The 23416-nt window shown below is 65.9% G+C and carries 16 protein-coding genes; 3 read left to right on the forward strand and 13 right to left on the reverse strand.

Annotated features, from left to right (window positions below; translation table 11 throughout):
• Nucleotides 1-2: 2 nt before the first annotated feature.
• Together LOY54_RS12150 and LOY54_RS12155 are read right to left on the reverse strand one after the other, a co-directional pair.
• Nucleotides 3-698: a transcriptional regulator gene (locus LOY54_RS12150; protein ID WP_258610518.1), complete on the reverse strand. Its 696-nt coding sequence runs from the start codon at nt 696-698 to the stop codon at nt 3-5.
• A gap of 57 nt (nt 699-755) precedes the next feature.
• Nucleotides 756-1049, reverse strand: a complete 294-nt coding sequence (locus LOY54_RS12155) for a hypothetical protein (protein WP_258610519.1) — start codon at nt 1047-1049, stop codon at nt 756-758.
• Between the two features lie 136 nt (nt 1050-1185).
• Here LOY54_RS12155 and LOY54_RS12160 point away from each other — a divergent pair, with 136 nt between their 5' ends.
• Nucleotides 1186-2586, forward strand: a complete 1401-nt coding sequence (locus LOY54_RS12160; RefSeq protein WP_258610520.1) for a pitrilysin family protein — start codon at nt 1186-1188, stop codon at nt 2584-2586.
• Between the two features lie 13 nt (nt 2587-2599).
• Here the strand turns inward: LOY54_RS12160 and mobA are convergent, their stop codons facing one another.
• The 3 genes from mobA to LOY54_RS12175 form a co-directional block, all read right to left on the reverse strand.
• Nucleotides 2600-3175, reverse strand: coding sequence for a molybdenum cofactor guanylyltransferase MobA (gene mobA, locus LOY54_RS12165; protein WP_258610521.1), 576 nt, complete (start codon nt 3173-3175; stop codon nt 2600-2602).
• 61 nt (nt 3176-3236) lie between these two features.
• A complete protein-coding gene (locus LOY54_RS12170) occupies nt 3237-6365 on the reverse strand; it encodes an efflux RND transporter permease subunit (RefSeq protein WP_258610522.1) in 3129 nt (1042 codons plus the stop codon).
• Between the two features lie 11 nt (nt 6366-6376).
• Complete coding sequence (locus LOY54_RS12175) at nt 6377-7555, reverse strand: efflux RND transporter periplasmic adaptor subunit (RefSeq protein ID WP_093383439.1); 1179 nt, start codon at nt 7553-7555, stop codon at nt 6377-6379.
• Between the two features lie 156 nt (nt 7556-7711).
• On the opposite strand from LOY54_RS12175, the gene LOY54_RS12180 reads away from it, so the two are divergent.
• Both LOY54_RS12180 and LOY54_RS12185 read left to right on the forward strand, forming a co-directional pair.
• Nucleotides 7712-8413 carry a response regulator transcription factor gene (locus LOY54_RS12180; protein ID WP_045198685.1) on the forward strand — a complete coding sequence of 234 codons (702 nt, stop codon included), beginning with the start codon at nt 7712-7714 and terminating at the stop codon, nt 8411-8413.
• Between the two features lie 6 nt (nt 8414-8419).
• Entirely contained in the window at nt 8420-9718 is a 1299-nt protein-coding gene (locus tag LOY54_RS12185) for an ATP-binding protein (protein WP_258610523.1), read from the forward strand.
• Here the strand turns inward: LOY54_RS12185 and LOY54_RS12190 are convergent.
• The 8 genes from LOY54_RS12190 to LOY54_RS12225 all read right to left on the reverse strand — a co-directional run bounded on the left by LOY54_RS12190 (nt 9715) and on the right by LOY54_RS12225 (nt 23399).
• Nucleotides 9715-9903 carry an MbtH family protein gene (locus LOY54_RS12190; protein WP_258610524.1) on the reverse strand — a complete coding sequence of 63 codons (189 nt, stop codon included), beginning with the start codon at nt 9901-9903 and terminating at the stop codon, nt 9715-9717. The genes LOY54_RS12185 and LOY54_RS12190 overlap by 4 nt on opposite strands.
• Nucleotides 9900-13853 carry an amino acid adenylation domain-containing protein gene (locus tag LOY54_RS12195; RefSeq protein ID WP_258610525.1) on the reverse strand — a complete coding sequence of 1318 codons (3954 nt, stop codon included), beginning with the start codon at nt 13851-13853 and terminating at the stop codon, nt 9900-9902. Before LOY54_RS12195 ends, LOY54_RS12190 begins: the two co-directional genes overlap by 4 nt.
• 286 nt (nt 13854-14139) lie before the next feature.
• Nucleotides 14140-15228 (reverse strand): diguanylate cyclase, encoded by a 1089-nt coding sequence (locus LOY54_RS12200; RefSeq protein WP_258610526.1) that lies wholly within the window; start codon nt 15226-15228, stop codon nt 14140-14142.
• 30 nt (nt 15229-15258) lie between these two features.
• Nucleotides 15259-16104 carry a DUF4434 family protein gene (locus LOY54_RS12205; RefSeq protein ID WP_258610527.1) on the reverse strand — a complete coding sequence of 282 codons (846 nt, stop codon included), beginning with the start codon at nt 16102-16104 and terminating at the stop codon, nt 15259-15261.
• Nucleotides 16104-19079, reverse strand: a complete 2976-nt coding sequence (locus tag LOY54_RS12210) for an NfrA family protein (RefSeq protein WP_258610528.1) — start codon at nt 19077-19079, stop codon at nt 16104-16106. The genes LOY54_RS12205 and LOY54_RS12210 overlap by 1 nt, the downstream gene beginning before the upstream one ends.
• Nucleotides 19076-21250, reverse strand: a complete 2175-nt coding sequence (nrfB, locus tag LOY54_RS12215; protein ID WP_258610529.1) for a cyclic di-3',5'-guanylate-activated glycosyltransferase NrfB — start codon at nt 21248-21250, stop codon at nt 19076-19078. Before nrfB ends, LOY54_RS12210 begins: the two co-directional genes overlap by 4 nt.
• On the reverse strand, nt 21247-22401 hold the full coding sequence (gene wecB, locus LOY54_RS12220) for a non-hydrolyzing UDP-N-acetylglucosamine 2-epimerase (protein ID WP_258610530.1): 1155 nt from the start codon (nt 22399-22401) through the stop codon (nt 21247-21249). The genes nrfB and wecB overlap by 4 nt, the downstream gene beginning before the upstream one ends.
• Before the next feature lie 113 nt (nt 22402-22514).
• The gene (locus LOY54_RS12225; protein WP_258610531.1) at nt 22515-23399 is read right to left on the reverse strand and encodes a LysR substrate-binding domain-containing protein; all 885 of its coding nucleotides are present in this window, start codon (nt 23397-23399) and stop codon (nt 22515-22517) included.
• Between the last annotated feature and the right edge of the window lie 17 nt (nt 23400-23416).

Raw genomic sequence — 23416 nt, forward strand, 5'->3', positions numbered from 1 at the left:
GGTCATTGCTGTCCGTTGTCTGTTGCCCGGAGCTGCTCCAGGTAGTTGTAGATGGTGTAGCGGGTCACGCCGAGCGATGCCGCGGCCTTTTCGATGCCGCCCTTGACCAGAAACAGGCCGCGTTCCTGCATCAGCCGCACCGCTTCGCGCTTTTGCGCCGTCTTCATGCCGAGCACGCCGCCGGGGCAGGCGTCGTGAATGATCTCGGCCATCAGCTGTTGCAGGTCCCTGGTCTCGTCCGCCACCGGCGCGGCCGCACTGGCCAGGCCCAGCAGCCCGCCGAGCAACTGGTGCGCAGCTTCGACGGCGCTCAGATCGGCATTCACGCACAGGCTGGCAAACGGCAGCCCGCTGCTGTCGCGATAGACCACGGTAGCGCTGCGCAAGTTACGGCCGTCAGGGGCGAGGGTGGCGTAGTTGTCGACCACGATCGGCTCGCAGCTGCTGCGATCGTCCATGGCCCGGCGCACCGCGGCAAAGCCCAGGTCATGACGCGGGCTGCCCAGCAGCGAATCACCAACCCGGCGCCCGGTGACATGGCCGTTGGCGATGGCGAGGATCGAGCGCTCAGGGTTGAGCAGGTCGTGCAGGACAATCTCGGTATGGTTACCGACGACCTGGCTGAGCATTTTCAGGGTGCTGTGCAGCACGCCGAGGATGAGTTGCTGTTCGTGGTTTTTTGCTGGGCAAACCTTCATCGCAGCCTTCGTGGGCGTTGGGCGGTGAAGACAGGCTATCAACGTGAATTTTAAATATCAACACTGTGTTGAATTTGCTGTTTGTAGTCGCAGCAACCGCTCGACCTGCGCCAGCTCCCAGGTGCTGAGCAAGCTCACCGGATCTGTGCCCCATTGCCAGCTGTCCAGCGTGCCTTCACGGCCATCGCTGCTGCGGCAGGCCAGGCAATGGTGCAAGTGGTTGCCGTCGAAATCCAGGCGCAGGCGCCAGCCGTCGATATCGACCTCAACGCCGACACGGCGCAACGGGCGAACGCCGAGGGCGGCGTCACGCAGTTGCTGGCAAACCTCGCGGGCACTCAGGGCTGGCATCTGTTTCATTCTCAAAAGCGGGGGGCTGAGCATAAAGCCTGCCGGCGCCAGTGTCAGCCGGTGCCCGGGCTTGATCTGCGCGAGCCAAGTGCGTAGCGTCCGCGCCCTGGTCCTTTGAGAAATTGCTATGACCCTGATGGAACGACTCTTCACCTGCGCGTTGGGATTGAGCGCAATCGCCCCGGCCGTGGCGGCCGACAGCCTGGCCATTGAACACTGGACCCAGCCCAGTGGCGCGCGGGTCTACCTGTTGGCGCAAAGCCAGGCCAGCGACCTGCAGATCCAGGTCGACTTCGATGCCGGCAGCCGCCGCGACCCACAGGACCAACCGGGCCTGGCGGTGCTTGGCGCGGTCCTCGCGGTGGAAGGTGTGCACGCCCAGGGCGACGCCCCGGAACTGAACGGCAACGCGCTGCGCATGGACTGGATGCGCCTGGACAGCCAACTCAATACCCAGGTCGATGCCGACCGTTTCAGCTACATCCTGACCATTACCGATAACAACCCCCAGCGCCAGGCCGAGGCCAGCGCCTTGCTCGGCCGGCAGATTGCCGAGCCGGCCTTTGCCGGCAGTATCTGGTTTCGCGCCAAGCCCTATTACATTCGCCAGGTCAACGGTGAAACCACCAAGCGTTTTCCCGGGGTAGGGCATCGCTTTGCCCAGGCGCTGTACGGCGACCACCCTTATGCCCGCGAGCTGATCCGCCCGGGGCTGCAGCGCAACAAGCAGATCGACCTGTACGAATACGCGCTGCCGTTCGGCTATGCCCTGACCCCGGCCATGCTCGAACGTACCCGCATGGAAGATCTGCGCAGCTATTACACGGCAATGATGCTGCCGTGCCGGGCCACGGTCAGCCTGGTCGGCAAGCTTGACCGGGCCCAGGCCGATGCCGTGGCCAGCGCGGTACTGGGGCGCTTGCCGAGCGGTCAGTGCACGGCATTGCCGGCGCTGCCCAAGGTGCAGGCCCTGAGCCAGGCCAGCCACCAGCAGATCGAGCCACAGCAAGGCACGATCTGGATACAGATCGGCCAGCCGGCGGTGCCGCGTAGCGACCCGGACTTTTTCCCGTTGCTGCTGGGCAGCGACATTCTCGGTGGCGAGCACTGGCCGACGCGGCTCAATCGGGCCATCGGCCAGGCGCTTGGCGGTGATGTCAGTTGGCAGTCGGCCAGCTATTTCGCCATGGGCCAGCAAGCCGGGGCGTTTGTGATCTCTGTGGAAGTGAGCGCCGGGTACCAGCAGCAGGCCGAGCAGGCGGTTCATCAAGCGTTGGCACGCTTTGTCAGCGAAGGCCCGAGCCCGGAGGAGCTGGACGAGGCCAAGGCGCGTTTGCTTGCCCATTTTGACGGTACCAGCCGCCAGCGCCTGCTTGAGCACGTGGCGCAGGTCGCCTTGAACCAGCTGCCGGACGACACCCTGGTGACCTGGCGCGAGCAGCTTGAGGCGGTGACGCCTGCGCAAGTAAAAGCGGCATTCCAGCGCGTCGTACAGCCGGGTAAACAGGCGACGGTGGTGGCGGGGCAGGACTACTGAGTTTACCCCGCGATCAGCCGCGCAAAAAATCCGGGGTATTGAAATTGCTCAGGCGCGGGTCTCCCTCGGCGCACTCCAGCGCCCGCAGTGGATGCTGGCGCAAGGTTCGCTGCACCCCCCGGTCGCCGGCGTCCCAGGCGTGCTGCAAGTCGCTGCGCAAGGCGCAGGGGATCAGGCTGAACATCGGCTGCCAGTAACCACCCTGGCGAATCATCGCCGGTTGCTGCTGGTCATTGGCCAGGTTCATCAGCTCAAGGATCAGTGCCTGGTCAATCAGTGGCGCATCGCAGGCCAGCACCAGCATCCAGTCGTGGCGCGCCACTGCAAGCCCGGCCAGTACTCCGGCCAGCGGCCCGGGGAAGTCCGCCTCGGCGTCGCCGACCAGTTGATCGGCATAGGCCCGGTAGCGGTCCTGGTTGCGGTTGCAGGAGATGATCAGGTCGTCGGTCAGCGGCCGCACCACGGCGTGGATGTGGGCGATCAGCGGCTGGCCCTGCCAGTCGAGCAGGCCTTTGTCCTGGCCGCCCATGCGCTGGCCACGGCCACCGGCAAGAATGAGGATGGAGCAGGGAGGCGGGGCGGCGGGCATGGTCAGGGTTCCTGGCAGTATCAGCCGCTCACCTTCCCATGCACGCCGCGGTCTGTCCAGATCAGCTGTCGCTGGCTTCTGGCGCAGGGGCTTGAGCCGTGGCCCGGCGTTTGCCGGTCAGGCGCATCACCACAACAAAGAACACCGGCACGAACACCACCGCCAGGGTGGCGCTGAGCATGCCGCCGATCACCCCGGTACCGATCGCCTGCTGGCTGGCGGAGCTTGCGCCGCTGGCAATTGCCAGGGGCACCACGCCGAGGATGAATGCCAGCGAGGTCATGACGATCGGCCGCAGGCGCAGGCGAGCCGCCTGCACGGTGGCATCGACCAGGTCGTGGCCTTCATCGACCAGGCTCTTGGCGAACTCGATGATGAGGATGGCGTTCTTCGCCGACAGGCCGATCAGGGTGATCAGGCCGACCTTGAAGAACACATCGTTGGGCATGCCGCGCAAGCTCACCGCAACCACCGCGCCGAGCACCCCCAGCGGTACCACCAGCAGCACCGAGGTCGGGATCGACCAGCTCTCGTACAAGGCCGCCAGGCACAGGAACACCACCAGCAGCGACAAGGCCATGAGGATCGGCGCCTGGGAGCCGGACAAGCGCTCCTGCAGCGACAGCCCGGTCCATTCCAGGCCCATGCCCAAGGGCAGTTGGTCGACCAGGCGCTGGATCTCGTTCATCGCCTCGCCGGAGCTATAGCCCGGTGCCGGCTCGCCCGACACGGCAATCGCCGGGTAGCCGTTGTAGCGGGTCAGCTGCACGGGGCCGGTGATCCACTTGGCCTGGACGAACGCCGACAGGGGCACCATCTTGCCGCTGCTGTTGCGCACGTGAATTTTCAGCAGGTCATCGACCTGGCTGCGCTGGTCGCCTTCGGCCTGCACCACCACGCGCTGCATGCGCCCCTGGTTGGGGAAGTCGTTGACGTAGTTGGAACCCACCGCAGTGTTGAGCACGTTGCCGATATCGGCAAACGATACGCCCAGGGCGTTGGCCTGCTTGCGGTCGACTTCCAGCTGCACCTGCGGGCTTTCGGCCAGGGCGCTTTCGCGCACGTTGACCAGCACCGGGCTCTTCTCGGCGGCGGCGAGCAACTGGTCACGCGCCGCCATCAGCCCGGCATGGCCGAGGCCACCGCGGTCCTGCAGGCGGAACTCGAAACCGCTGGAAGTGCCCAGGCCGTCCACCGGCGGTGGCAGCACCGAATAGGCGATGGCGTCCTTGAGCTGGCTGAAGGCGGCGTTGGCGCGGTCGGCGATCGATTGCGCGCTGTCGTCGCTGCCGCGTTCGGACCAGTCCTTGAGGGTAGTGAATGCCAGCGCCGCGTTCTGGCCGTTGCCAGAGAAGCTGAAACCGAGAATCAGCGTGCTGTTGCCCACGCCAGGTTCGGTGGCGTTGTGCGCCTCGATTTGCGCCGCCACCTGTTCGGTGCGGGCGCGGCTGGCCCCCGGCGGCAGCTGGATGTCGGTGATGGTGTAGCCCTGGTCTTCGGTGGGCAGGAACGAGGAGGGCAACTGGCTGAAGCCGTACACCAGCCCGGCCACCAGCACCACGTAGACCAGCAGGTAGCGACCGCTGCGCTTGAGGGCCTGGATCACCCAGCGCTGGTAGCCGTTGGTCATGCTCTCGAAGCGGCGGTTGAACCAGCCGAAGAAGCCGGTTTTTTCGTGGTGCGAACCCTTGGCAATCGGCTTGAGCAAGGTCGCGCACAGGGCCGGGGTCAGGCTCAGGGCGAGGAACGCCGAGAACAGGATCGACACTGCCATCGACACCGAGAACTGCTGATAGATGACCCCCACTGAGCCTTTCATGAAGGCCATCGGCAGGAATACCGCCACCAGTACCAGGGTGATGCCGACGATGGCTCCGCTGATCTGGCTCATGGCCTTTTTGGTCGCCTCGCGCGGCGCCAGGCCTTCCTCGCTCATGATCCGCTCGACGTTCTCGACCACGACGATGGCGTCGTCGACCAGGATACCGATGGCCAATACCATGCCGAACAGGGTCAGGACGTTGACCGAGAAGCCCAGCGACAGCATCACCGCAAAGGTGCCCATCAGCGCCACCGGCACCACCAGGGTCGGGATCAGCGTGTAGCGGATGTTCTGCAGGAACAGGAACATCACCGCGAACACCAGGGCCATGGCTTCGAGCAGGGTGGTGATCACCTGCTGGATCGAGACCTTGACGAACGGCGAGGTGTCGTAGGGGATGTCGAACTTGGCCCCCGGCGGCAGGTAGCGCGACAGCTCGCTGAGCTTGGCTTGCACCAGGGTCGCGGTTTCCATGGCGTTGGCGCCGGGCGACAGCTGCACGCTGAAGGCACTGGTCGGCTTGCCGTTGAGGCGGGTGCCGTACTGGTACTCCTGGCTGCCGATCTCGACCCGGGCGACATCGCCAATGGTCACGGTCGAGCCATCGGGGTTGGCGCGCAGGACGATGTCCTGGAACTCCTGGACCGTGCTGAGCTGGCCCTTGATCACCACGTTGGCGGTGATTTCCTGGGTGCCGGTGCCCGGCAGGTCGCCGATGCTGCCCGGCGCTACCTGGGCGTTTTGCGCGGCAATGGCCTCGTTGACGTCATCGGGGGTGAGGTTGAAGCCGATCAGCCTGGCCGGGTCGATCCAGATGCGCATGGCCCGCTCCGAACCATACAGCTGGGCCTTGCCGACACCCTTGAGACGGCGGATCTCGTTCATCACGTTGCGGGCGAGAAAATCGCTCAGGGTGACTTCGTCAAGGCTGCCGTCCATGGCCGTGAGGGTCACCATCAGCAGGAAGCCGGTGGAGACTTTCTCGACTTGCAGGCCTTGCTGGGTGACCGGGCGCGGCAAGCGCGACTCGACCACTTTAAGGCGGTTCTGCACATCGACCTGGGCCAGGTCCGGGTTGGTGCCCGGTTCGAAGGTGGCAGTGATGGTGGCGCTGCCCAGGCTGCTTTGCGAGCTGAAATAGAGCAGGTTGTCGGCACCGTTGAGCTCTTCCTCGATCAGGCTGACCACGCTGTCGTCAATGGTCTGCGCCGAGGCACCCGGGTACACGGCGTAGATTTCCACCTGCGGCGGCGCCACGTCGGGGTACTGGGCCACCGGCAACTGCGGGATGGCCAGGGCGCCGGCAAGCAGGATGAACAAGGCGACCACCCAGGCGAACACCGGGCGGTCAATGAAAAACTGCGGCATGAATCAGGCCCTCACTGGCCGTTGGACTGAACGATGGGGAGGGCGTCCTTGCCCGCGTTGTCGACCTCTACCTGGTCGCCGGGGCTGATGTGCTGCAGGCCTTCGACCACCACCCGGTCACCGGGGGCCAGGCCTTCGCTGACGATCCAGCGGTCGTTCTGCACACTGCCCAGCACCACCGGGCGTTCGCTGACGCGCTGTTCGCCATCGACCAGCATGACCTTCGGCTTGCCGGCGCTGTCGCGCAGGATGGCCCGCTGCGGCACGCTGATGCCTTGCTGCTTGACCGCCTGCTCCAGGCGCACGCGGATGAAGCTGCCCGGCAGCAGGTCGAGGTCGGGGTTGGGGAACTCGCTGCGCAGGGTGATCTGGCCGGTGCTCGGGTCGACGCTGATGTCCGAGAACAGCAGTTTGCCCGGCAGCGGGTAGGGCGTGCCGTCGTCCTGGATCAGCGTCGCGCTGGCCTGGTCCTGGCCCACCTGCTGCAGTTCGCCGGCACGCAGGGCGCGGCGCAGGGCATTGAGTTCGCGGGTCGACTGGGTGACGTCGGCATGGATCGGGTCGAGCTGCTGGATGGTCGCCAGCGGTGTGGTTTCGTTCTGCCCGACCAATGCCCCTTCGGTCACCAGGGCGCGGCCGATGCGTCCGGAAATCGGCGCGGTGACGGTGGCGTAACCGAGGTTGAGCCTGGCTCGCTCAAGCGCCGCCTTGGCCGCGGCGACGTCGGCATCGGCCTGCAGGAAGGCGGCGCGGGCATCGTCGTGCTGCTGGCGGCTGATGGCATTGATGGCGATCAGTTCGCGGTAACGCTGATCCTGCAGGCGCGCCTGGTAGCGCGTGGCCTCGGCGCGGGCCAGGGCGGCGCGGGCACTGTCGAAGTCGGCCTGGAACGGCGCCGGGTCGATGCGAAACAGCACATCGCCCTGTTTGACGTCGCTGCCTTCGCGGTACACGCGCTTGAGCACCACACCGGCCACCCGCGCGCGCACTTCGGCAGTGCGCGGGGCGAGGATGCGGCCATTGAGCTCGGTGGTGATCGCCAGCGGCTGCACCTGCACGGTCTCGACCCGCACTGCGCTGGGCGGGGCCTTTTCTTCGGCAGGCGATTTGTCGTCGCAGGCGCTCAGGGCGAAAGTGATCAACAACAGCGGCGCCAGGGCGCGCAGACGGGCGGGACTTGAACTGGACATGCGGATCTTCCGAAAATGACCCGGCAATGCTAAGGCAGGCGACCGACGGGCAACAGTTAAGCTGTGTAGGCCATGTGTAAAAAAGTGTGAAGCTTTATCCTGCGAGCGCGTGAGCTCTTATATCCTGCCTGACTTTCCCAGCCTGTCAAACTGCCCATGCCCAATATTCTCCTGGTCGAAGACGACTGCGCCCTGTCCGAACTGATCGCCAGCTACTTGCAGCGCAACGACTTCAGCGTCAGCGTGATTGCCCGTGGCGATCACGTGCTGGCCGAGGCGCGGCGCAACAAACCGGACCTGGTGATCCTCGACCTGATGCTGCCGGGCCTCGACGGCCTGCAGGTGTGCCGGCTGTTGCGCGCCGAGTCCCAGGCCCTGCCGATCCTCATGCTGACCGCCCGCGACGATAGCCACGACCAGGTGCTGGGCCTGGAAATGGGCGCCGACGACTACGTGACCAAACCGTGCGAACCACGGGTGCTGCTGGCGCGGATACGCACCTTGCTGCGCCGCAGCAGCATCAACGAGCCACGCCTTGAGAGCGACCTGATCGTGGTCGGCGGCCTGCGCATCGATCTGGCCGAGCGCAATGTGTTCTGGCGCGAGCAGCCGGTGGAGCTGTCCAGCGGTGAATTCAATCTGCTGGTGGTGCTGGCGCGCAATGCTGGCGTGGTGCTCAGCCGCGACCGCATCCTCCAGCAACTGCGCGGCATCGAGTTCAACGGCACCGACCGCTCGGTGGACGTGGCGATTTCCAAGCTGCGGCGCAAGTTCGACGACAGCGCCGGCGAGGCGCGCAAGATCAAGACCGTGTGGGGCAAGGGGTATCTGTTCAGCCGGGTCGAGTGGGAGTTCTAGCGGCTCATGCTGAAAATCCTTATCCGCCTCTACCTGATCACCATCGTCGCCTATGCCGGGGCGATCTTTTTGATTCCCGATGCCATCGTCGGCGCCTTTCACCAGCGTTTCATTGCCTACAACCTTGACCAGGCCCGTGGCGTGCAACGCTTGATCGTCAAGCAGTTCGAGCAGGTGCCGAGCCGTGAATGGCCGGCCAAGGCCAAGGAACTGGCGGCGGATTTCGCCCCGCTGGAAATCCAACTGCGCCGCCAGGACCAGATTGGCCTCAGCTATGCGGAGCGCGACCGCCTCAAGGCCGGCCTGAACGTGGTGCGCCTGGGCGACTGGGGCTACTACGAGACCGCCCTGGCACCACTGGACGACACCTGGCTGGTAGAACTGAGCAATCCGCCCGATCCTCTGGACATCAGCCTGCTGTCGTGGGTGGTGACCGTGCTGATCGGCGCCGCCTTGCTCGGCTGCCTGCTGTTCTGGGTCTGGCCGCACTGGCGCGACCTTGAACGGCTCAAGGAAACCGCCCGGCGTCTGGGCCAGGGCGAGCTGTCGCAGCGCACGCATATTCCGCCGCGCTCGAACATCGGCGAACTGGCCCAGGTGTTCGACACCATGGCCCAGGACGTCGAACGCCTGCTGACCCAGCAGCGCGAACTGCTCAATGCCGTGTCCCATGAGCTGCGCACGCCGCTGACGCGCCTGGATTTTGGCCTGGTGCTGCTGTTTGACGAAGTCCCGCCCAACTGCCGCAAGCGCCTGCTGGAACTGGTCGGCCATGTGCGCGAGCTGGATGAACTGGTGCTCGAGCTGTTGTCCTACAGCCGTCTGCAGAACGCCGACCAGGCCCGCGAGCGGGTCGAGGTGTCGCTGCTGGAGTTGGTCGACAGCATCCTCGGCAGCTTTGCCGAAGAGCTCGATGGCCGTGGCATCGAATGGCAGGTGCGCGCCGACGACAACCTGCCGCGCTTCATCCTAGACCCACGACTGACCGCCCGTGCCTTGCAGAACCTGGTACGCAACGCCATGCGCTACTGCGACGGGCAGATCCTCCTGCGCCTGAGCCTCGACCCCCAGGGCCATTGCCTGCTGACCGTGGAGGACAACGGCATCGGCATCCCCCACGACCAGCGCGAGCTGATCTTCCAGCCGTTCTACCGCCTGGACCGCAGCCGCGACCGCACCACCGGCGGCTTCGGCCTGGGCCTGGCGATCAGCCGCCGGGCCATCGAAGGCCAGGGCGGCACCCTGACGGTCGGGCAGTCGGCGCTGGGCGGTGCGCAGTTCAAGATCAGGCTGCCGCGCGGCTAGCGGCGCGGGCGCAAGTCGCGCCAGTGCTGCTCGACGTAGTCCAGGCACAGCGCTTTGCGCTGCGGGCCGAACACCGCTTGCCAGCCGGGCGGGCAGGGCAGGTAGGCTGGCCACAGGCTGTGCTGGTGCAAGTGATTGCGCAGCACCTGGAATTGCCCTTGCGGGTTGTCGAATGGGCTGTTCATGGGTTCACCTCCTGGGCACGGCGGGCGCTTTCGCTGGCCTGCAGGGACCTGGCCAGCAGCGGTGCGATCTGCGCCACGGCGTCAGCACGCAGCATGTTTTCGTGCATGCAGGCAATATCGTGGACCTGCAACCGGCCATCGACGTGGGCGCGCCAGTGCTCGGGGTCTTGCCACAGGGCGTCACGCAGCCCTTCGGTAGCGCGCAGGAACAACACCTCGCCGGCAAACACCTGCGGTTTGAAACGCTCCATCAACGGCACGGTCTGGCGCACTTCATCGCAGAAGGCCTGGACGATCGCGCCTTCCAGGTTGAGCACTTCGGCCAGGTAACGGCGCTGCTCGGCGATCGGTTGCAAGGGCTGGCTGAAGTCTGCCGGGCTGTTGGTCAGGGTGCCGATCAGCAGGGCCAGCAGTTGTTGGTCGCTCAGTTGCGGGACCTGGCTGTGAGGTTGCAGCGGGTAGCCGTCGAGCAGCGCCAGCAGTGCCACTGACTCGCCCTCGCGCTGCAGCAAGGTGGCCACGGCGTGGGCGACATGGCAGCCGAATGACCAGCCGAGCAAATGGTACGGGCCAACCGGCTGGACCTTGCGGATCTGCGCCAGGTAGTCGCTGGCGCAGGCTTCGACGCTCTGCGGGCGCAGCCCCGGGTTGCGCAGGCCGCGAGCCTGCAGGGCATACAGCGGGCGGTCGGGCAGGTAACCACTGAGCGCCGCGTAAGGCCAGCCCAGGCCGCCGCCCGGCGGCAGGCAGAACAGCGGCGCCTGGCTGCCCTCGCTGCGCAGTTCCAGCAGCACCGTGAACGGGTCGCCAGGACGGGCCAGGTCCGCGCTGCGCTGGAGCTGCTCGGCAAACTGGTGCAGCACCGGGCGGGTGAACAGATCGGTGGGCATCACTTCTATGCCCAGTTGCTGGCGCAAGCGTGCGGCGACTTGCACTGCCAGGATCGAATGGCCGCCCAGTTCGAAGAAGTGGCTGTTGCGGTCGATACCCTGGCGCTGTAGCAGTTCACTCCAGATCTGCACCAAGGCCTGTTCGAGCGGGCCTTGCGCAGGCTCGGCGGGGCGTTGTGCCTGCAGGTGCTGCGCCGGCACCGGCAGCGCCCGGCGGTCGAGCTTGCCATTGGCGGTGCACGGCAGTTGCGCCAGCACCACAAATACCTTGGGCACCATGTACTCGGGCAGGCGCTCGCCCAGGTAATAGCCAAGCTGGCCCAGGTCCAGCGCCTGCTCACCGGCCAGCACCAGGTAGGCCACCAGTTGTTGCTGGCCGGGGCAGTCTTCGCGCACCTGCACCGTACAGCGGGCAATTTGCGGATGGCTGGCCAGCAGGTGCTCGATCTCGCCGAGCTCGATGCGCAGGCCGCGCAGCTTGACCTGCTGATCAACCCGCCCGAGGTATTCAAGCTGGCCGTCGGCGCGCCACAGTGCCAGGTCGCCGGTACGGTACAGGCGGCTGCCGGGCGGCCCGAACGGGTTGGCGACAAAGCGCTCGGCGGTCAGCCCCGGGCGGCGGTGATAACCCCGGGCCAGGCCGATGCCGCCCAGGTACAGCTCACCAGGGCTGCCGATTGCCTGCTGGTGCAGGCTGCTGTCGAGCACATAGGCCTGCAGGTTGGCGATCGGTTGGCCGATCGGCACGCTGTGGCTACCATCGTCGCGACAAGTCCAGTGACTGACATCGATGGCCGCTTCGGTGGGGCCATAGAGGTTGTGCAGGGCGGTATTGGGCAGCGCCTGCAGCACCTGGTGCTGCAGCTCGGCGGGCAGCGCTTCGCCGCTGCAGATGATGTGCCGCAGGCTTTGGCCCTGGCCGGGTTGGAGCTCGGGCACAAACACCTGCAGCATCGACGGCACGAAGTGCAGGGTGGTGACCTGGTAGCGCTCGATCAGCGCCAGCAACTGTTGCGGGTCGCGGTGGGCCCCGGGCTCGGCGATGGCCAGGCGGGCACCGCTCATCAACGGCCAGAAGAACTCCCAGACCGACACGTCAAAGCCACCAGGGGTCTTCTGCAGCACAGTGTCGGCGCTCGTCAACGGGTAGGCCGCCTGCATCCACATCAACCGGTTGTACAAGGCCTCATGGCTGTTGCCGGCACCCTTGGGCTGGCCGGTGGAGCCGGAGGTGTAGATCAGGTAGGCGAGGTTGCTGCCTTGCACGTGGCTGAGGGGGGTATCGTCGTTGCCGTGCTCATCGTCCAGCAGGTCATCGAGCATCAGTTCAGGGGCAAGATTGGCGCCAAGGCCGCTGTACGCCTGCGCTGTCAGCAACAACTGGACTGCGCTGTCCTCGATCATGAAGCGCAGTCGCTCGCGCGGCAGCTCCAGGTCCAGCGGCACATAAGCGGCGCCGGCCTTGAGGATGGCCAGCAGGCCGATCACCAGTTCCAGCGAGCGCGGCATGGCGATGGCGACCAGGCTGTCGGCGCCGATGCCGTGCTGTTGCAGACGATTGGCCAGGCGATTGGCCTGCTGGTTCAGGCGCCCGTAGCTGAGCTGCTGGTTGGCGAACAGCAGCGCGCAGGCATCGGGTGTGCGCCGGGCCTGCTGTTCGATCAGTTGGCTGACCGGCTGCCACGGCGAGTAGTCCACCGCGGTGCGGTTCCAGGCGTGCAACTGCTGGTGCTGTTCGTCGCTCAGCAGTTCGATGCGGGCAACCATCTGTTGGGGCTGTTCAATCAGCGCGTCGAACACCTTGAGCAGGCGCTGCTGGTGTTCGGCCAGTGCCTGGGCGCTGTAAAGCCCGGGGTTGGCGTCGAAATCGAACTGCAGGTCCTGGCCCAGGCCGCGCTCATAGAAGAAGATGCCCAAATCGTCGGTGGTGCCGTTGGACAGGTTGCGTGCGCGGGTAGGGTGGCCGTCGAAGGCAATGGCGTAGTCGAAGGGCTCGATATTGACCAGGGTGGTGAACAGCTGCTGATGAGCCCCGTGCAGGCCCAGGTCGTTGCGCAGGTGCTCGTAGCGGTATGACTGGTGGCGCAGCAACTGGCGCATTTGCCGCGATACCTCCTGGACCAGCTCGGCCAGGCTCATGTCCGGGCGCATGCTCAGGCGCATCGGCATGGCGTTGGCGACCATGCCCGGCACCTGGCGCATGCGTGCGTTGCGCCGGGCGCTGAGCGGCACACCGATGACCATGTCCTGGTTGCCGGTGGCCCGATAGAGGTAGGCGGCGGTGGCGGCGGTGAGGATCTGCGGCAAGGTGCTGCCCAGTTCGCTGGCGCGCTGGCGCAGGGCGTCGACCCTGGCCGCGGGCAGGTGGGCGGTGCGGCGCAGCAGGCCGTCGTGGTTGAGGGTGCGCTGGCGCGCCAGGCTCATCGGCGCCGGCAGGTCGGCGAAGCGCTGCATCCAGTACTCGCGGTCACGCTGAAAGCGCTCCGACTGGCGATACTCGCTGTCTTGTTCGGCCAGTTCGCTGATCGGCAGCAAGGCGCTGGCGGCGGACACCGGCTGGCCTTCGCCGAGGGCCTGGTAGGTGTCGGCCAGGCGCCGCACCAGCAACCCGGCGCCAAAGCCGTCGAGGATGATGTGGTGCGGGCGCTGGTACCAGACAAAATGCGCCGGGCCCAGCTTGAGCAGCGCCGACATCCACAGCGGGTCGCAGCCCAGGTCGACGCGGCGCTGGATGTCGTCATGCATCCAGGCATCGGCACTGGCCCGTGGATCATCCGCCGTGCTGAAGTCGAGAAACGGCAGTTCCCCCCTGAATCGCGGGGCCAGCAGTTGCCGCGGGCCTTCGGCGCTGTCAACGAAGTTCAGCCGCACCGCTTCGGCCTCATCAGCCACTCGGCGCAGGGCGGTCATGAAGCGCTCGACGTCCACCGCGCCAAATATGTCGACGGACTCCGCCAGGTTCATGTTGGTCTGGGGTGGGGCAAGCTGGGCGTTGAACCACATGCACAGTTGGCCTGCGGTCAAGGGGTGGCCGGTTTCGCTGGTGATCTTCGAATCCATTCGAGTGTTCCTCTGTCCGGGGTTGCGCGAAATTGCAGCGTAGAGCGGCGCAAATGATCTGCAAGTGCACGCGGGCGGGGGCTTTGAGAGGCAGCGCAAGGGGGCTTGGCGATGACCGGCAGAGCACTACTACAGCCGCTGTGACGGCACGATTGCGGCCTTTACCGGCAGGATGGTCGCGGTTGGCCGCAGGCTTGCACTCGCTGCCAGGCGGCTCGGCAGGGGTGGCGGGAGCATCTCGGCGAAGGCGCGGCGCCATTGGCGGCCGCCGCGAAGGGCTGAAGGCTTACAACCCGAGAGGCTCGCGCCACAGCACGTAGCGGTCCTTGCCACTGCGCTTGGCCTCGTACAACGCCTGGTCGGCCTTGACCAGGGCGTTGCTCAGGGTGTCTTCGGCGAGGATTTGCGCCAGGCCGATACTGATGGTCACCGGATGCTCGGCGACTTCGTCACGGACCCGCCGACACAGGGCGTCGATGCGCCGTTCGGCGTCGGCCTGGTTGAGCCCCCAGACGTAGATCACGAACTCTTCACCGCCCAGCCGTGCGTACTCGAATTCGCTCATCGAGGCCTTGATGTCGGCGGCGATGCGCTTGAGCACCACGTCGCCGATGTCGTGGCCGAACTGGTCGTTGACCTTCTTGAAGTTGTCGATGTCGATCATCGCCAGGTAGCGCGCGGCGGCCGCGTCCTGCTGCAGGTGTTTTTCGGCCTTGGCCATGAACGAACGGCGGTTGGGGATCTCGGTCAGGGCATCGACGTAGGCTTGCTCGAGCAGCAGCTTGGCCATGTAGAAGTTGTACAGCTTGGCCCGGCGCATCTTCAGGTAGCTGTACAGGGTCAGGCCGTTGAGAAACACCGCATAGCAGACGAACATGCTGCCACGCAGCTCGAACAGGTGCATGTCCGGGACCTGGAACGGGTTGAGGTTGACCCAGGTCACCAGCATCGTCGCCAGGAACGACCAGCGCCGCACCGGCAGCACCGACACGCTGTACAGCACACTCGAGGCGCCCAGCACCATCCAGGCCGGGCGCAGCGCTTGCGGCAGGCCGTCGATCACCAGGCGCACCGCCAGGGTGATCACGGCGATGAACACCAGGTTGAGCACATCGAAATGCGCCGCCTTGCGGACGAAGCCGAGGATGATGGTGAGCATGCCCATCACCGCGATGAACAGCGCCGACAGCCAGGTCAGGCCCTGATTGCCCTGGTAGCTGACGATCAGGTCGAACAGTATCCAGATCCCCAGGCTCAGCACGAACACCAGCAAGCTGAACGACTTCAGGCTTTCGAAGTCGTGCTGGCGGAATTCTTCGCGCAGTTGCGGCGGTGCGACGTTCCTGCGCACTTGCTGTTCGATGGTCTTGTACATGGCAGCCCTGAATGCTCGAAGAAGACGGTTTCAGTGCCCGGCCAAGGGCAGTACCCCCTGGGTCCAGGGTCGGTAGCGCAACGAGAACACTGCCCGCGGATGACAGTCGCTGCGCAGCTGCGGTGGCGCTGCCACGGCAGTGAAGGGCTGGCCGGCGGCGCTGGTCTGGCGAAAGGCTTCGTTGACGATGCCGATGCTGCAGGGCAGGGCATCCTCGTAGTGCTGGCGCACCAGCGGCGCCAGGCGCCCGGTGCCGGCGCCGTCCTGCCACCAGACCTGCAGCTTGAGGCTGGCCAGCTGCTCGAGCCAGCGAGCATTGACTTGCGGGCTCAGGCGCGCGGCGCTGAAAGCGCTGATGTGCAGCGGCGCATCCAGGCGGCGATTGAAGGCCTGTAGCTGGGTGTACAGCGCCTGGCGGCGGTCGGCACTGTGAAAGTGCAGGTCGTCCAGCTCCATCGGCAGGTACCAGCCGGCCACCGGCAACTGCCAGTCCTGGCGGATCTTGCGCTGCTGGGTCAGGGAATTGCCCAGTTGCGCGCGCCAATAAGCGGCTAGGCCGGCGCCATCGAGTTCGTCGATGCGCTGGTAATAGGCGGCGTCCATGTACAGCCCCAGCACCAGCTGCAGACCTTGTTCGTGGGCCAGGCGCAGGCTGTTGGCCAGCCAGCCCCGGGCACCGCCGAAGTCGCTGTCGCCATAGGCGCTCCACTGCACGATCAGGGTCTTGCCGCCCTGGGCCGCAGTGGCTTGCCACAGCGCGCGCCACTGCGCCTCGCTCAACTGCGCGTCGCGGTTCAGCGGTTGGTAGAACAGGCGCTCGTCGGCAGTTGCCTGCAGGCTCAGGACGAACAGCATCACAGCGATCAAGCGGCGCATCAAAAGGTCAACTCCGCACCCAGCAACACGCCGTTGGCGTGTTCATAAAGATTGCCGCCCAGCGACTGCTGGTATTCGGCGCGTACTTTCAGCGAACCGCGATAGGCGTTGTAGCGGTCGTCGTCGAACCACCATTGCCAGCGCAGGCCCAGGCCGGTGCGCAGGTCCTGGCGCCAGTCGTTGCTCGGGTCCTGGCTTGAGAACTCGAGAAAACCATACGGCATCAGGGTTTGCGGCGAGGCGCTGGGCAGCTTCCAGGTGTGCCCGCGCTGGTAGCGCGACAGCCATTGATGGTCGCCGGCGCGGGTCCACCAGGCGGCATCGAGGTAGAGGAAACGCTCGTCCCACTCGTCCTCGTCGACCCGCCAGTCGTTGCGCCATTTGCCCTGGTCGAGGTACGAGGCGGTGGCGCGCAGCAGCAGGTCATTGCTCGACTCGGCATGGCCGCGCAGGTCGCCATAGTTGTCGCCGACCTTGCTCGGGCTGAGCAACTGGCCAAGGCTCAGGCCGCCGTAACGGGCATCGTCGATCTGGCGCTGGTGGTACAACTCGGTGTACAGGTTCAGGTTGCTGGTGCCCAACGGCTTGTAGCGCAGGCCGACGCCGGTGCCCATGCTCTGCGCATAGTCGTTGCGCCCGCTGCCACCGAACAGCACCCGGCCATAGACCGAGAAGGTGCTGCCATTGCGGCTCGGCTCTTCACCGAGGGCGTGGTCCCACATCGCCAGTTGCACGTTCTGCGAGCGGGCGCGGCGGTCCTGGCGGTCATCGCGAAAGTTGTCGTTGGTCGAGACGCCGGCCGGTGACCAGGTGCTGGCCAGGGTGAAGCTGTCGCGCCGCGACAGCGCCTCGTGGGCGCGGCGCTGACGGTACTTGCGTGCGTCCAGGCTGCCGAACTGGTCGTCGCCATCGACCAGGTCGTGTTCGACATCCAGCACCCGGCGCAGCTCTTTGCGGGCCGCCGCGCTGTTCTCGACTTCGTCGTAGCGCCAGGCCAGGGTTTCGCCGATCCGGTAATCCTCGGGGAAGGCCTTGGCGGCGCGCTCAAGGTAGGGGATCGAGCGGGCGCGGGTTACTTGTTGTTCCGAGCCCGCCAGGCGCATACCGTAGTCGGCGCTGTAGCGCGGCTGCTCTGGCGCCAGGCGCACGGCCTCGGCAAGCCAGGCGGTGCTCTGCGCCAGGTCGCCGTTCTGCGCGGCGGTCACCGCAGCGCCATAGTAATGGTCGGGGCGCGGTTGCTGCGCGAGGGCCTGGCGCTGGTAGTCCATGGCGTCGTGGACCTGGTAGTCGCGCTGGGCGATGGCCGCGCCCAGCGCCCAGTCATCGGCCGTTACCGGCGTTGCCTGTTTCCAATAGGTGTATGCCAGGTGAGGATTGTCGGCGTTCAGCGCACTGCGCGCGGCGGTAAGCCGGGCGTTGGCGGTCCACTCGCTGTCGGCCAGGGCTTTCCACAGCGGTTGCGCCGCGTAGGAATCGCCGGCGGCTTCCAGGGCGTAGGCCAGCGGCAGGCGGCTGCCGGTATCGCCCAGGTCTGCGGCGGCCTGGTAATAGACCACCGCTTCGCCAGGGCGCTCGGGCATGGCGCAGCGGCCCAGGGCACGCAACTGGCCGACTTCGCTGGGTGTGGCGGGGATCGCCTGGTGGACCGTGTCGCACTGCCCGCGCTCGGCCAGGCGGGCGAGCAGCAGGGCGCGGTTGGCGGCATCGACCCGCGGGATCAAGGCGGCCATTCGCCGGCTGTCGAGCGGCGCATCGTCGGCACTGTAAAGCCCGGCCAGGCGCTGCAGCAAGGGTTGTGGCAAGCGGCCCTGGCGGCGGTCGTAGGCCTGTTCGAGCAGTTGGCGCACATGCTCCTTGCGGCCCTCCTTGAGCTGCAGGAAGCTCGCTTGTTCGAGGGCCTGCAGGTCGCCGCTCTGGCGGTACAGGCGCTCCCACATCTGTGCGGAACGCGCCTCGCCACCCGGGCCCTGCAGGCGCTGGTTGAGTACCAGCCAGGCTTTGGGGTTGTCATCGGCGCGGCAGCCTTTGAGCTGCTCGCGGGCGGCCTGCGGATCGTGGCGCGACAGCCATTCGGTGGTTTCCAGGCATGGCCGGTTCAGCTCGTTGCTGAGCCGCCGTACCAGCGCGGCATCATCGCCCTGGCGCGCCAGTTCCCACAGCTGCCGGCGATTGGCCGGGTCGTGCAGGTCTTGCTCGGGCAGCGACTGCAGCCAGCGCTGGGCCAGCTCGGTGTGGCCCATGGCAATTGCCCGGTTGGCCATGGCCAGGCGGGTCTGGCGGGCGATCTCGGGGGTGGGCGCCTGCTTGAGCAGTTGTTGCAGTGGCGCCTCGTCCAGGCGCTGCACGTAGGCGTTGGCCAGCCGTTGCCAGTCTTGCGCCGGCAGCTCGCCGCGCTCGGCCAGCGGCGCCAGGGCGGCGATGGTCTGGCTCCAGTTGCGCAGTTGCTCGGCCCAGTTGGCCCGGGCCAGGCGCAGGATGTTGTCGTCGCCATGGGCCGGCAGGTGGTTGAGCCACTCCAGGGCCTTGGCCGCGCCACCGAACTTGGCCAGGCTCAGGCTGTAGGCCTGCCACAGGCGGATACGCTGGTTGAGGCTGCTGGTGGCGATCCAGCCCTCGACCCGGCTTGCGGCGGGTGGGTCCTGCTCGATCCAGGTCAGGCGCAGCTCCAGCAGGGCGTCGGCGTCGCTGCTGCTGGCGGCTTCGGCCAGTTGCTCGGCTTCGCGGTAGCGGCGCTGATGGGCCAGGGCCTGGATCAGCAAGGCGCGGGCTTCGCTGTTGTTGGGTACCCGCTCGAGCAGGTGGCGGGTCAGGCGTTCGACTTCTTTCCAGTTGTCGGCCTTGGCCTCGCGGTAGCTGCGTTCAAGGAAGGGGTAGCTGCGAAAGCGTTCGAAGTCGCTAAGCGGCGCGGCCAGGCCGTGCACGGTGTAGAACGACAACAACAAACTGGCCAGCGTCAGCGGCGGGCGCACACTCATGCCACCTCCCGGGTCAGGTCATAAGCGGCTTGCTGTTCTTCGAGCTGCTCGGCGAGGGCGTCTTGCAGTACCGCTTCGCTGATGATGCCGCGGGCAATCAGGTGCTCGCCCAGGGACATGTGCTCCGGGTTGAAATCGATCAAGGCCTGGTTGAACAACGTGGGGGGGACCATGCCGCGCACCTGCAACAGGGTGCCGAGCATGATTTGGTGGTGACTGACCCGCTCAAGCAACGCGGCATCGTCCTGATGCTTTTCGAGAACCGCGAGCATGTGCCGGGTCTCCTCCTTCTGCCAGGGGCTGGGGTAGTGGTAACGCAGGCCGAGGGTGACCCGGCCCTGGGGCGCCAGGCGATATTGCACCGGGCGCTTGAGTTGACGGCTGATGACCCCGAGGGACACCTGGCTGACCGGGCCTTCGCTGGCCAGGATCAATGTATCGCCGTCTTGCGCTACCGGCAGCACCCCGTAGTGCACTGCCAGGCGGCGGGGCAGCAGGGTAATCAATTTGCGCTCAAGTTTGAATGGATTTAATGGCGCCCAGGGTAAATCCAGTTGTTCGGCCAGGGTTTGCACCAGTTGCTCGCTGGTCAACAGCCCGCGCAGCAGCAGTTCGCGGCCCAGGCGCCGGCGCACGGGGCTGGTGATCAGCGCTTGCAATTGCGCCTCGCTGATCAGCCCCTTGGCCACCAGGCGCTGCCCCAGAGGCGTGCGTGCCGGCGCGCCGAGGGCGGGGAACTCGTGGGTGGTCTTGTCCCACGCCACACGGCGCGAGTCGCCCATTTCCATGACCTGGCGCAGCGCCCGCAGGTTGGCGAAGAAGTTGACGAAGTTGCTCCACATCATCCGCGGCGCCGACAGCAGCCCCTCGAAGATGCCGTAGTAACGGGTGACGAAAAAGCCGCGCTGGAACAGGCGGTTGATCAACAACAGGCCGTTGAGCCAGAGCAGGGTCATCAGCAGCGGGCTGTCGCTGAGAATTGACTGGAAGCGCCAGGCGTTGGGCGCCAGCATCGTCACCAGCCACATGGCGATCAGCACCAGGAACAGCAGGTTGACCAGAAAGCTCAGCAGGTAGGCGAACAAGCCGCGGCGGTCGCGCCAGAGAAAATAGTTGAGCGCGCCGGTGCGGCTCCAGCCTAGGTTGCTGGTGCCCTGGAAGACAATGCCGACAATCCACCGCGACTTTTGCCGGATCGCATGCTGCCAGTCGCGCGGGAAGTGCTCGCGCACGCAGATGACCTGGGCGAACTCTCGGCTCATGCCCCAGCGCCAGTCGCGCTTGAGGGCCAGTTGCGGGTCGCTCATCGAGTAGCGGGCGAAGATACACTTCATGCCCTTTTGCTTGAGGCGAAAACCGATGTCGTAGTCTTCGGTCAGGCTCTGCACGTCGAAGGCAATGCCGTCGCCGTCTTCGAGCAGGGCGCTGATCGCCTTGCGGCTGAAGCAGGTGCCGACCCCGGCGCTGGGCACCTGGCCGGTCAACGCTTCGCGCACGATCACGTCCTTGCCGTGGTTTTCGGCGAACTCGTCGACGTAGTGCCCGGCAGTAAAACCGCGCCACTCGGGGGCGAAGGGGTAGACCGGGATCTGGATCATGTCCTTGTTCGGCAGCAGGTAGTTGTACAGCCGCAGCTCCATGGGCGAGATGACGTCTTCGGCGTCGTGCAGGATGAAGCCGGCGAACTCGATGCGCGCGTCCTGCTCAAAACGCAGGATCGCATCGATGATGTTGTTCAGGCAGTCGGCCTTGCTGGTCGGCCCGGGCCGCGCGCACACCACCTTGTGCACGTTGGGGTAGTGCAGGCACACGGCGTCGACGTCGGCCTGGGTCTGCGGGTCGTTGGGGTAGGTGCCGACGAAGATCTGGTAGTTTTCGTAGTCGATGGTCGAGGCTGCCAGGCGCGCCATCTCGCCGACCACACCGACCTCGTTCCAGGCCGGGACCATGATTGCCAGGGGTTTTTCCGGCACTTCGAACAGGCGTTTTTCGTCGGCCTTCTCGTACTTGTCGTAGATGCGAAAGCGGCGAATCAGCTTGCGGCCCCAATAGACGATGTCGATGAACAGGTCATCCAGGCCGAGCAGGAACATCAAACTGGCAAGGACGATGGCCAGCAGCTTGAGGCCGAACAATACATAGGTGAAGAAATCGACCCAGGCCAGGCTCATGCCCCGTCTCGCTCAGCGGCGTTTTCCTCGAGCCAGCGGCTCAGACGTTCGGCGATGCGTTCGCTGGCATGGCCGTCGCCGTAAGGGCTGAACACCCGGCTCATGCGTTGGTAGGCCTCGCTGTCATCGAGCAGGCGGCTGGTTTCCTTGACGATGCGTTCGGTCTGGGTGCCCACCAGCATCACCGTGCCGCCTTCGAGCACTGACGGCCGCTCGGTGACCTTGCGCAGCACCAGCAGAGGCTTGCCGAGTGCCGGCGCTTCTTCCTGGACGCCGCCCGAATCGGTGAGGATCAGGTAGGCGCGGTCCATCAGCCAGACGAAATGCTGATAGTCCTGGGGCGCCACCAGGAGGATGTTCGGCTGATGCGAGAGCAGCGCGTACACGGCTTTTTGCACCTGCGGGTTGAGGTGCACCGGGTAGACGAACTGCACGTGCGGGTAACGCAAGGCAAGTTCGGCCAGGGCCAGGCAGATGCGTTCGAAACCCTGGCCGAAGTTTTCCCGGCGATGGCCGGTAATCAGTACCAGGCGCTGGTCGTCGCGCAGTTGCGCCAGCGGCGACTCGGGCGCAGGTTTCCACTGGCTCTTGTTCAGGTGCTCGCGCATCCACAGCAGCGCATCGATCACGGTGTTGCCGGTGACTTCGATGTGCTCAAGCACCACGCCTTCGCGCAGCAGGTTGTCGCGGGCCTTGGTGGTAGGCGGGAAATGCAGGTCGGCGATCACCCCGGTCAGGCGCCGGTTGGCTTCCTCGGGCCACGGCGCCTTGAGGTTGCCGGTGCGCAGCCCTGCCTCGACGTGGCCGATGGGGATCTGCCGGTTGAACGCCGCCAGCGCGGCGATGAAACTGGTGGTGGTGTCGCCGTGCACCAGGACGATGTCGGGCTGGATGCGTGCGTAGGTGTCGTCGAGCTGTTTGAGCAATTGCTGGGACAGGCCGTTGAGGGTCTGGTTCTGGGTCATCACCTTGAGGTCTTCATCGACGCTCAGGCCAAAATCGTGCAGCACCTGCTGGAGCATTTCCCGGTGCTGGCCGGTGGAGCAGATGTTCAGCTCGACATCCGGCCACTGGCGCAACACCTGGGCCAGCGGGGCCATTTTGATCGCTTCCGGGCGTGTGCCAAACACCATCATGACTGTGTACGCCATTGTCCCGCTCCTCGTCCGTCCTTTTCTGAGAAGTTGTACGTTCTGCCGCTCTTGTAAGGTTTAGATACAAGCAGTAGAAGGCGGGGTTGTCCAATGGGCGGGTCAGCGATTGCTCAAGGCCCCAGCGAGACTGCCAGCCAGTCGAGAAACGCCCGCAGCGCAGGTTCGCGCTCGCGCCCCGGCAACCACACGGCGCTGTACTGCGCGGCCGGCAAGCGCACCTCAGGGTGCCACGGCTGCAGCACACCCTGGCGCACACTGTCGGCCACCAGCACGTTGCTGGCCAGCACCAGCCCATAGCCGCCAGCGGCTGCCTGCAGGGCATGGTGCTCATCGTCATAGTGATGAAAACGCGCCCGTTGCAGCCAGTCTTCACACCCGGCCAGGGCGCACCAGCGGGCCCAGTCGATGACTACGCCACTGACCGAAGTCCACGGCACTTCAAGCATCGACAGCGGCAGATTGGCAGGCGGCGGCTGCCAACCGGGCGGGGTGTATACCGAGAAATGCTCGGCCAGCAATGGCAACCGCTGCAACGCCGGATCAGGATTGAATTCGGCACGCAAGGCCAGGTCGAAACGGTGCTCGCGCTGCAGGTCGACCACCTCGTTGCCGGTCAGCACCCGCACCTGGATGTCGGCATGGCGGCGATGGAAATCGCCCAGCCGCGGGATCAGCCATGCACTGGCGAAGGCCGCGGTGGTGGTCAGGGTCAGTTGCTGGCGATCACAGGGTGGTTGCAGGTCGTCAAGACTTTGCTGCAGGTTGGCCAGGCCCTGGTGCACCTGCAGGTACAGGCGCTCGCCGGCGTCGCTGAGCCTGACACCCTGGCGGCTGCGCTCGAACAGCAGCAGGCCCAGCTGCGATTCCAGGCGTTTGATCTGGTGCGAAACCGCCGCAGGCGTGACTGCCAGTTCGTCGCTGGCAGCCTTGAAGCCGCCCAGGCGGGCCGCCGATTCAAAGGTGCGCAGGGCAGTCAGGGGCAGTTTGCCGAACACGGTGCTCAAGCCAATTG

It is taken from the genome of Pseudomonas sp. B21-032 (assembly GCF_024748965.1).
GTDB lineage: Bacteria > Pseudomonadota > Gammaproteobacteria > Pseudomonadales > Pseudomonadaceae > Aquipseudomonas.